Here is a 1429-nt window from a genome sequence, read left to right on the forward strand (position 1 = left end):
CGACAGCGCGATGCCGGGCACGGTGCGGGTCAGCATAAGGCCGAGGAACATCGCCGACTTGCCACGAAACCGGTGGCGAGCGAAGGCGTAGCCACCGGCCATACCGATGGCGATGGCAATGACGGTCGACGTCACCGAGATGATCAGGGAATTGCGGAAATAGTCGAAGACGGGAATGCCGCCCTTGCCGACACCGCTGAACATGGCGACGTAGGCATCGAGCGAGACCTGCTGCGGGATCCAGACCGGCGGCTTGGCCAGGATCTCGACCGTCGGCCGCAGCGAGGACAGCACGATCCAGATGCCGGGCAGGCAGATCAAAAGCATGGCGAGGAACAGGCCGACGCGGTGGGCGACGGCGCCGGCGCGGCGCTTCAGGCGGGCGGATGCGTTGGCGTCCATCCTCACCACTCCGCGCCGATCTGGGTCCGTGCCGCGGCGAGCTTCTTAAAGAAATAGACGGTGAAGACGATCGACAGCAGGATCGAAAAATAGGCCATCGCATTGGCCACGCCCATGCGCGCGTCACTGTAGGCGGTGCGCGCGACCAGCGTCCACAACAGTTCCGTGCGGCCGGCTGGGCCGCCATCGGTCATGATCTTGACGATGTCGTAGGCGCGCGCAACGTCGAGCGAGCGGATGGTCATGGCGATATAGGCGAAGGGCATGATGAAGGGCCAGGTCACATAGCGGAAGGTTTGCCACGGCGTGCAGCCGTCGACGCGCGCCGCTTCGACCGGCTCCTTCGGCATGGCGAGCAGGCCGGCGAGGATCAGGATCCGCGAAGATCGAGGTCGACGACCAGATCTCCGCGACTGAAATGGCGATGAAGGCGAGATGGCCTTCGATCAGCCAGGGAATGGCGTCCCGCGTGATGCCTAGCGACTGCAGCGCGTTGTTCACCAAGCCGATATTGTCGTTGAACATGAACTTGAACTGGAAGCCGACCAGGATCGGCGAAAACATCATCGGGAACATCATGATGGTACGCAGCAACCGCTGGCCGCGGCTAGCCTTCTCGACCAGCAGCGCGAGGCCGAGACCGAGCAGCATTTCGAGATTGAGCGCGATGGTGAGCAGGAGCACGGTGCGGCCGAAGGCCCACCAGAAATTCGCGTCGGACAGAATGTTGCGATAGTTGCGCAGGCCGATGAAGGTGAAGAAGGTTTCCGGCCGTGTCAGCCTGAACGGCGTGAAGCTTGAATAGAATGACAGGCAGAGCGGCACGACCACCACGGCCGCCAGAACGAGCACGGCCGGCAGCAGAAGAAGCGTTGGCGCGGAAAGCCGCTTGGCCGTCATGCAAAGTCCCAAAATTGTTTGCACGGCCGGCGATGGGGCGGCCGCCTCGGTCAAAGCGGCGCCGGTCGCGAAGACCGACGCCGCTGGGAGGATAGTCCCTTAGAGCTTGCCGGCGTCCTCGAGGATC

Annotated in this window: 2 pseudogenes; both read right to left on the reverse strand. The window is 63.3% G+C overall.

Annotation, left to right across the window (positions count from 1 at the left end):
- A pseudogene (locus EOA60_RS32775) lies at positions 1-402 on the reverse strand (carbohydrate ABC transporter permease); the annotation flags it as partial.
- 2 nt (positions 403-404) lie between these two features.
- A pseudogene (locus tag EOA60_RS32780) lies at positions 405-1302 on the reverse strand (sugar ABC transporter permease).
- Positions 1303-1429: the final 127 nt, after the last annotated feature.

This window comes from Mesorhizobium sp. M1A.F.Ca.IN.020.06.1.1, assembly GCF_004023265.1.
GTDB lineage: Bacteria > Pseudomonadota > Alphaproteobacteria > Rhizobiales > Rhizobiaceae > Mesorhizobium.